Origin of the sequence: Citrobacter sp. (assembly GCF_050252275.1) — a bacterium.
Classification (GTDB): domain Bacteria; phylum Pseudomonadota; class Gammaproteobacteria; order Enterobacterales; family Enterobacteriaceae; genus Citrobacter_A; species Citrobacter_A amalonaticus.
In genome coordinates this window covers 1-7,303 of record NZ_JBFWLF010000234.1, presented here as the reverse complement: position 1 = coordinate 7,303, position 7,303 = coordinate 1, and the positions used below count along the sequence as shown (strand labels likewise).

Below are 7,303 nucleotides of genomic sequence, written 5' to 3'. Positions count from 1 at the left end.
TCGGCGCACACATCGTCAGCCAGGTACAAACGCTGCTGGCAAACCATAGCAACCCCGGAAGCACGATGCGTGCGGCACTTAGCGTGGACACCTTACACGCCGCTTTCACCCGTTATCCTTTTTTCAGACAGGAAGCCATCATGCAACTAAACGATCCGACGTTGTTCCGTCAGCAGGCCTTGATCGACGGCCAGTGGCGCGATGCCGATAGCGGCGAAGTCATTGCGGTGACCAACCCGGCCAACGGCAAGACGCTGGGCAGCGTGCCAAAAATGGGCAGCGCGGAAACCCGCGACGCCATTGAGGCCGCTAACCGCGCACTGCCCGCCTGGCGCGACCTCACCGCCAAAGAGCGGGCGAATATTCTGCGTCGCTGGTTCAATCTGATGCTGGAGCATCAGGACGATCTCGCCCGCCTGATGACCCTGGAACAGGGCAAGCCACTGGCAGAAGCCAAAGGGGAGATCAGCTATGCCGCCTCCTTTATTGAGTGGTTTGCCGAAGAAGGCAAACGCATTTATGGCGACACCATTCCCGGACACCAGGCCGACAAACGCCTGATCGTCATTAAGCAACCGATTGGCGTTACTGCCGCCATTACGCCGTGGAACTTCCCGTCAGCGATGATCACCCGCAAAGCCGGTCCGGCACTGGCGGCTGGCTGCACGATGGTGCTTAAACCCGCCAGCCAGACGCCGTTCTCCGCGCTGGCGCTGGCGGAACTGGCAAACCGCGCCGGGATCCCGCCGGGCGTATTCAGTGTTGTCACCGGTTCGGCGGGCGCGGTCGGTAACGAACTGACCCACAATCCGCTGGTGCGCAAACTGTCGTTCACCGGTTCGACGGAGATTGGTCGTCAGTTGATGGAACAGTGCGCCAAAGACATCAAAAAAGTCTCTCTGGAGTTGGGCGGTAATGCGCCGTTTATCGTCTTTGACGATGCCTGCCTCGATAAAGCGGTTGAAGGCGCGCTGGCGTCCAAGTTCCGCAACGCCGGACAGACCTGCGTCTGCGCCAACCGTCTGTATGTGCAGGACGGCGTTTATGAGCGCTTTGCGGAGAAGCTGCAACAGGCGGTGGAAAAACTGCATCTCGGTGACGGTCTGGCACCCGACGTCACTACCGGCCCACTGATTGATGAGAAAGCGGTCGCCAAAGTGCAGGAGCATATTGCCGATGCGCTGGAAAAAGGGGCGCGCATCATCACCGGCGGAAAACCGCACGCGCTGGGCGGTAATTTCTTCCAGCCCACCATTCTGGTGGACGTGCCAGACAACGCAAAGGTCGCCAAAGAAGAGACCTTCGGCCCGCTGGCTCCGCTGTTCCGCTTTAGTGATGAAGCCGACGTGATCAGACAGGCCAACGACACCGAGTTTGGTCTGGCGGCCTATTTCTACGCCCGCGATTTGAGCCGCGTCTTTCGCGTTGGCGAGGCGCTGGAGTACGGCATCGTCGGCATTAATACCGGCATTATCTCGAACGAAGTCGCGCCGTTTGGCGGGATCAAAGCGTCCGGTCTTGGCCGTGAAGGTTCCAAATACGGCATCGAAGATTACTTAGAAATCAAATACCTGTGCATTGGCCTTTCATAATAAATCAACTGGAGAACACCTGATGAGCACCAATAACGAATTAATGCAGCGTCGCGCTCATGCCGTCCCGCGTGGCGTAGGACAAATTCATCCGATCTTTGCCGCGCGCGCGGAAAACTGCCGGGTCTGGGACGTGGAAGGCCGTGAATTCCTGGATTTTGCTGGCGGCATTGCGGTACTGAACACCGGACACCTGCACCCGCAGATCGTCTCGGCAGTCGAAGCGCAACTGAAAAAACTGTCCCACACCTGCTTCCAGGTGTTGGCCTATGAGCCGTATCTGCAACTGTGCGAAATCATGAACCAGAAAGTGCCGGGCGACTTCGCCAAAAAGACCCTGCTGGTCACCACCGGTTCCGAAGCGGTAGAAAACGCGGTGAAGATCGCCCGCGCGGCAACGAAACGGACGGGGACGATCGCCTTTAGCGGTGCATACCACGGTCGCACTCACTACACCCTGTCGCTGACCGGGAAAGTGAACCCGTACTCTGCCGGAATGGGGCTGATGCCGGGTCACGTCTATCGCGCGCTCTATCCGTGCGCCCTGCATGGCATTAGCGAAGATGACGCCATCGCCAGCATTCACCGCATCTTTAAAAATGATGCCGCGCCGGAAGATATCGCCGCCATCGTGATTGAACCAGTACAGGGCGAAGGTGGTTTCTACGCCGCCTCTCCGGCCTTTATGCTGCGCCTGCGCGCGATTTGCGACGAGCACGGGATCATGCTGATTGCCGATGAAGTACAGAGCGGTGCGGGGCGTACCGGTACGCTGTTTGCGATGGAGCAGATGGGCGTGGCACCGGACATCACCACCTTCGCCAAATCCATTGCCGGGGGCTTCCCGCTGGCGGGCGTCACCGGACGCGCCGACGTCATGGACGCCATCCCGCCGGGTGGACTGGGCGGCACCTATGCCGGTAACCCAATTGCCTGCGCCGCCGCGCTGGCGGTCCTGAACATTTTCGAGCAGGAAAATCTGCTGCAAAAAGCCAACGAACTCGGCAAAACCCTGCGCAACGGTCTGCTGGCGATTGCCGAAACGCATCGTGAAATCGGCGATGTCCGTGGAATGGGGGCGATGATCGCCATCGAACTGTTTGAAGACGGCGACCACAACAAGCCGGATGCAAAACTGACGGCAGAGATCGTCGCGCGCGCCCGCGACAAAGGTCTGATCCTGCTCTCCTGTGGGCCGTACTACAACGTGCTGCGCATCCTCGTTCCGCTCACCATTGAAGAGGCGCAAATCCGCCAGGGGCTGGACATTATCGCCCAGTGTTTTGATGAGGCGAAACACGGTTAACACGCCTGTAGCGCTGCCGGACAAGATGCCTCGGCGTCTTGTCCGGCCTGGAAAACCTCTCCTCTGAAGGTCGGATAAGGCGGAGCCGCCATCCGGCAAACGGTTCAATAACAATAAAGAGGTCATAAGATGGGGCAACTGTCGCAATCACATGATTTAGGGGGCGGGCTGAAATCACGCCACGTCACCATGCTGTCTATTGCCGGGGTTATCGGCGCAAGTCTGTTTGTGGGTTCCAGTGTGGCGATAGCCCAGGCCGGGCCCGCGGTCCTGCTGGCCTATCTGTTCGCCGGGTTACTGGTGGTGATGATTATGCGGATGCTGGCCGAAATGGCCGTCGCCACACCGGACACCGGTTCCTTTTCCACGTACGCCGATAAAGCCATCGGACGCTGGGCAGGCTACACCATCGGCTGGTTGTACTGGTGGTTCTGGGTGCTGGTGATCCCGCTTGAAGCGAATATCGCCGCCATCATCCTCAATTCCTGGGTCCCCGGCGTCCCGATCTGGCTGTTCTCGCTGGTCATCACGCTGGCGTTAACCGGCAGTAATTTGCTGAGCGTCAAAAATTACGGTGAGTTTGAGTTCTGGCTGGCGCTGTGCAAAGTGATTGCCATCCTCGCCTTTATCGCGCTGGGTGCCGCGGCGATCAGCGGTTTTTACCCTTACGCTGAAGTCAGCGGTATTTCGCGCTTGTGGGATCACGGCGGCTTTATGCCGAACGGCTTTGGCGCGGTGCTAAGCGCCATGCTGATCACCATGTTCTCCTTTATGGGCGCTGAGATTGTTACCATCGCCGCTGCCGAATCCGACACGCCGGATAAGCACATCGTCCGCGCCACTAACTCGGTCATCTGGCGTATTTCGATCTTCTATCTGTGTTCGATCTTTGTCGTCGTCTCCCTGATTCCGTGGAACATGCCGGGTCTGAAAGAGGTAGGTTCCTATCAGTCAGTGCTGGAACTGCTGCATATTCCGCATGCCAAACTGATCATGGACTGTGTGATCCTGCTGTCGGTAACCAGTTGCCTGAACTCTGCGCTGTATACCGCGTCGCGAATGCTCTACTCCCTCAGCCGCCGTGGCGACGCGCCAGCAATGATGGGTAAAATCAATCGCAGCAAAACCCCCTGGGTGGCGGTGTTACTCTCGACAGGCGCGGCGTTTTTAACCGTCGTCGTGAACTATTATGCCCCGGCAAAAGTGTTTAAGTTCCTGATTGACAGCTCCGGCGCCATCGCCCTACTGGTATATCTGGTTATCGCCGTTTCTCAGCTGAGGATGCGCAAAATCCTGCTGGCGGAAGGCGGCGAGATCAAACTGAAAATGTGGCTCTATCCATGGCTGACCTGGCTGGTGATTGGCTTTATCATCTTCGTGCTGGTTGTGATGCTCTTCCGCCCGGCGCAACAGCTGGAAGTGATTTCCACAGGGTTATTGGGGCTGGGGATTATTTGCACCGTGCCGATTATGTCGCGCTGGAAAAAACTGGTATTGTGGCAAAAGACACCGCTGCAAAATACCCGTTAAATGATTTCCCGGCGCAGGCCGGGAACACGATTCAGGAGTAAGACCATGACCGCCATTTCCCATCCGACGGCCATAGATGGATACCGCTGGCTGAAGAACGATATTATCCGTGGTGTTTATCAACCTGATGAAAAACTGCGCATGAGTTTATTAACTTCACGCTATTCTCTTGGCGTTGGGCCGCTCAGGGAGGCGCTTTCTCATCTGGTGGCGGAACGGCTGGTCACGGTGGTGAATCAAAAAGGGTATCGGGTGGCGTCCATGTCGGAGCAGGAACTGCTCGATATTTTCGACGCCCGGGCCAATATGGAAGCCATGCTGGTAAGTCTGGCGATTGAACGCGGCGGTGACGAATGGGAAGCTGAGATCCTCGCCCGCGCCCACATGCTCAGCAAGCTAGAGGCCAGCGACGCCAGTGAACACCTGCTGGATGAGTGGGATTTACGCCATCAGGCATACCATACCGCTATTGTTGCCGGATGCGGTTCGCAGTATCTGCTGCAAATGCGTGAACGGTTGTTTGATCTCGCGGCGCGCTATCGGTTTATCTGGCTGCGAAAAACGGTCTTGTCGGTTGAAATGCTGGAGGATAAACACATTCAGCATCAGACGCTAACGGAGGCCATTCTGGCGCGCGATGCGACGCGCGCCAGTGAACTCATGCGCCAACATTTACTGACGCCGATACCTATTATCCAGCAGGCCATGACCGGTAAACTACTGGCGCAAAAATCCTGACGGCGCTTATTCTTCCGGAATACGCAGCACCTGGCCGGGATATATTTTATCCGGGCTTTTAAGCATCGGCTTATTCGCCTCAAAAATTTTGTTATACAGGTTGGCATTGTCATAAACCTGTTTCGAAATAGCGCTCAGGGTATCGCCGGATTTCACCGTGTAGAACTGACTCTCGGCGGCAGGCGCGTCGGTTTTAACCTGATCCTCCACGCTGGCAATCCCGGAAATATTCCCGACCGCAATCAGGATTTTTTCTTTCGCTTCCTGACTTAATCCGTCACCCGTCACCGTCGCCTTGCCATCAGCAATTTGTACATTCACCTTGTCAGCGTCCGGAATACCGGTTTTATGCAGATGGTCCTGCACCTTTTTTGCTAAATCGTCTTTATCGTGATTACCGGTTACTGCATCCCACAGTTTTTCCCCGGCGTCTTTTACAAAGTTGAAAAGTCCCATATCCACCTCGATCGTTGACAATAAACACTCAGGAAGTGTAGCAGAAAGTTTCGCTTAAAATTCTGACGGCGCGGCGACCGGTGTGGCCCGATAACGTCACGCTATCGGGCGGTATCATGGCGGTTAAGAAAGAGATGAAGGACGGGTTTGCACCCAGAACGCGTGAATCAAACCCGGAATATAGCCCAGTAACGTCAGAACGATATTAAGAATGAACGCCCAGCCGAATCCTTTACCCAACAGGACCCCCAGCGGCGGCAGAATGATCGTAAATACAATTCTCCAGAAACCCATATACACTCCAAAAAAAAAAATTACTCATTGTTTAAAAAGGGATTTTATCCCTAAGCGTAGCGAGCTTAGCGGAGATCGCCAGTTATCACTCTCGCTTTTACCCTCTTTTACGATTTTTACACTGGCAGTCGCTTCATTTTTATTTTAGACTTTACTTAATTTAGAAAACACTAAAATAAAGATGAGCGAACTCGAACAACTCCAGGCCAGCGCGGAACAGGCGGCGGCCCTGCTGAAAGCGATGAGCAACCCTAAGCGACTGCTGATCCTGTGTATGCTTTGCGGCTCACCGGGCACCAGCGCGGGCGATCTGGCACGCGCCACCGGGTTAAGTCCCTCGGCCACTTCACAGCATCTGGCAAAAATGCGCGAAGAAGGGCTGATTGGCAGCCAGCGCGATGCTCAGCGCATCCTCTATTTCATTAAAAATGCAGCGGTGAATTCACTCATTGCCACATTGAAAAACGTCTATTGTCCATAAGGAGTGAACATGACCATCGGGACGATTTCCCCGCGCGACGCAAAGGCCCGTATTGAGCAAGGCGCCAGACTGATTGATATTCGCGATGCCGACGAATATCTGCGTGAACATATTCCGCAGGCCCATCTCGCACCGCTGAGCACGCTCGAACAGGGGGGCTTTCCTGCCAGGCTGCGAGGTGAATGCGTCATTTTCCATTGTCAGTCCGGAAAACGAACGCAAAACAATGCGGCTACCTTGCAGGCTCTTGCCGCACCGGCTGAAGTCTTGCTGCTGGAAGGGGGCATTGACGGCTGGAAAGCGGCGGGTTTCCCCACGGCAGAAGATAAATCACAGCCGCTTCCGCTGATGCGTCAGGTACAAATTGCCGCAGGCGGGCTGGCCTTACTGGGCGTAATGTTGGGATATAGCGTCAACAGCGGCTTTTTCCTGCTCAGCGGTTTTGTAGGCGCGGGGTTGCTGTTCGCCGGACTGACTGGTTTTTGCGGCATGGCGCGATTGCTCGACAAAATGCCGTGGAATCGCCGTCCTCAATAATCACGGGAAATAAGCGGTGAGGAACACCTCACCGCTTACAAAATTAGATCAGAAAATCGTCCAGCGATTTACCTGCCGCCAGTGCCTGGGCAATCGGTTTTGGCGTACGCCCCTGACCGGTCCAGGTTTTACTTTCCCCGTTAAGATCGGTATAGCGATATTTCGCCGGACGCGGCTGGCGTTTTTTACCCACTCGCATGGCCGCGGCGTCATTGCTGAATAACTCTTCCGGGCTCAGTCCGGCGGCCTTCATCATTTCCAGCAAAGTATTAATTTTCTGCTGCTGTTCAGCGCGCTGACGCTGTAACTGTTCTTCTTCTTCACGTCTTTCTTTAGTGACGACCCTGAATTTCTCCAGCATTTCTTCAA

At 55.6% G+C, this 7,303-nt stretch carries 9 protein-coding genes; 6 read left to right on the top strand and 3 right to left on the bottom strand.

Going from position 1 to position 7,303, the window contains the following annotated elements; all coding sequences use genetic code 11:
* Positions 1–140: 140 nt before the first annotated feature.
* The 4 genes from gabD to csiR all read left to right on the top strand — a co-directional run bounded on the left by gabD (position 141) and on the right by csiR (position 5,166).
* Positions 141–1,592: an NADP-dependent succinate-semialdehyde dehydrogenase gene (gene gabD, locus AB7E14_RS17630; RefSeq protein ID WP_042999647.1), complete on the top strand. Its 1,452-nt coding sequence runs from the start codon at positions 141–143 to the stop codon at positions 1,590–1,592.
* Positions 1,593–1,614: 22 nt separating this feature from the next.
* Entirely contained in the window at positions 1,615–2,898 is a 1,284-nt protein-coding gene (gabT, locus tag AB7E14_RS17625; protein ID WP_316962823.1) for a 4-aminobutyrate--2-oxoglutarate transaminase, read from the top strand.
* Positions 2,899–3,027: 129 nt separating this feature from the next.
* Positions 3,028–4,428 carry a GABA permease gene (gene gabP, locus AB7E14_RS17620; RefSeq protein ID WP_044327460.1) on the top strand — a complete coding sequence of 467 codons (1,401 nt, stop codon included), beginning with the start codon at positions 3,028–3,030 and terminating at the stop codon, positions 4,426–4,428.
* Between the two features lie 45 nt (positions 4,429–4,473).
* Complete coding sequence (gene csiR / locus AB7E14_RS17615; RefSeq protein ID WP_042999644.1) at positions 4,474–5,166, top strand: DNA-binding transcriptional regulator CsiR; 693 nt, start codon at positions 4,474–4,476, stop codon at positions 5,164–5,166.
* A 6-nt stretch (positions 5,167–5,172) separates the two neighbouring features.
* Here csiR and lysM read toward each other — a convergent pair whose 3' ends face one another.
* Entirely contained in the window at positions 5,173–5,622 is a 450-nt protein-coding gene (gene lysM / locus AB7E14_RS17610) for a peptidoglycan-binding protein LysM (RefSeq protein ID WP_428169742.1), read from the bottom strand.
* A gap of 123 nt (positions 5,623–5,745) precedes the next feature.
* Positions 5,746–5,916: a YqaE/Pmp3 family membrane protein gene (locus tag AB7E14_RS17605; RefSeq protein ID WP_042999642.1), complete on the bottom strand. Its 171-nt coding sequence runs from the start codon at positions 5,914–5,916 to the stop codon at positions 5,746–5,748.
* A 181-nt stretch (positions 5,917–6,097) separates the two neighbouring features.
* Between AB7E14_RS17605 and AB7E14_RS17600 the strand changes: the two genes are divergently transcribed.
* Both AB7E14_RS17600 and AB7E14_RS17595 read left to right on the top strand, forming a co-directional pair.
* On the top strand, positions 6,098–6,397 hold the full coding sequence (locus tag AB7E14_RS17600; RefSeq protein ID WP_042999641.1) for an ArsR/SmtB family transcription factor: 300 nt from the start codon (positions 6,098–6,100) through the stop codon (positions 6,395–6,397).
* A gap of 9 nt (positions 6,398–6,406) precedes the next feature.
* On the top strand, positions 6,407–6,934 hold the full coding sequence (locus tag AB7E14_RS17595; RefSeq protein ID WP_058586995.1) for a rhodanese family protein: 528 nt from the start codon (positions 6,407–6,409) through the stop codon (positions 6,932–6,934).
* Positions 6,935–6,977: 43 nt separating this feature from the next.
* Here the strand turns inward: AB7E14_RS17595 and AB7E14_RS17590 are convergent.
* On the bottom strand, positions 6,978–7,303 hold a 326-nt coding region (locus AB7E14_RS17590; RefSeq protein ID WP_428169741.1), incomplete at its 5' end, for an H-NS family nucleoid-associated regulatory protein.

Bases quoted from the DNA above. Each gene is read 5' to 3' on its own strand.
- gabD (WP_042999647.1), top strand. From the start codon at position 141: ATGCAACTAAACGATCCGACGTTGTTCCGTCAGCAGGCCTTGATCGAC.
- gabT (WP_316962823.1), top strand. From the start codon at position 1,615: ATGAGCACCAATAACGAATTAATGCAGCGTCGCGCTCATGCCGTCCCG.
- gabP (WP_044327460.1), top strand. From the start codon at position 3,028: ATGGGGCAACTGTCGCAATCACATGATTTAGGGGGCGGGCTGAAATCA.
- csiR (WP_042999644.1), top strand. From the start codon at position 4,474: ATGACCGCCATTTCCCATCCGACGGCCATAGATGGATACCGCTGGCTG.
- lysM (WP_428169742.1), bottom strand. From the start codon at position 5,622: ATGGGACTTTTCAACTTTGTAAAAGACGCCGGGGAAAAACTGTGGGAT.
- AB7E14_RS17605 (WP_042999642.1), bottom strand. From the start codon at position 5,916: ATGGGTTTCTGGAGAATTGTATTTACGATCATTCTGCCGCCGCTGGGG.
- AB7E14_RS17600 (WP_042999641.1), top strand. From the start codon at position 6,098: ATGAGCGAACTCGAACAACTCCAGGCCAGCGCGGAACAGGCGGCGGCC.
- AB7E14_RS17595 (WP_058586995.1), top strand. From the start codon at position 6,407: ATGACCATCGGGACGATTTCCCCGCGCGACGCAAAGGCCCGTATTGAG.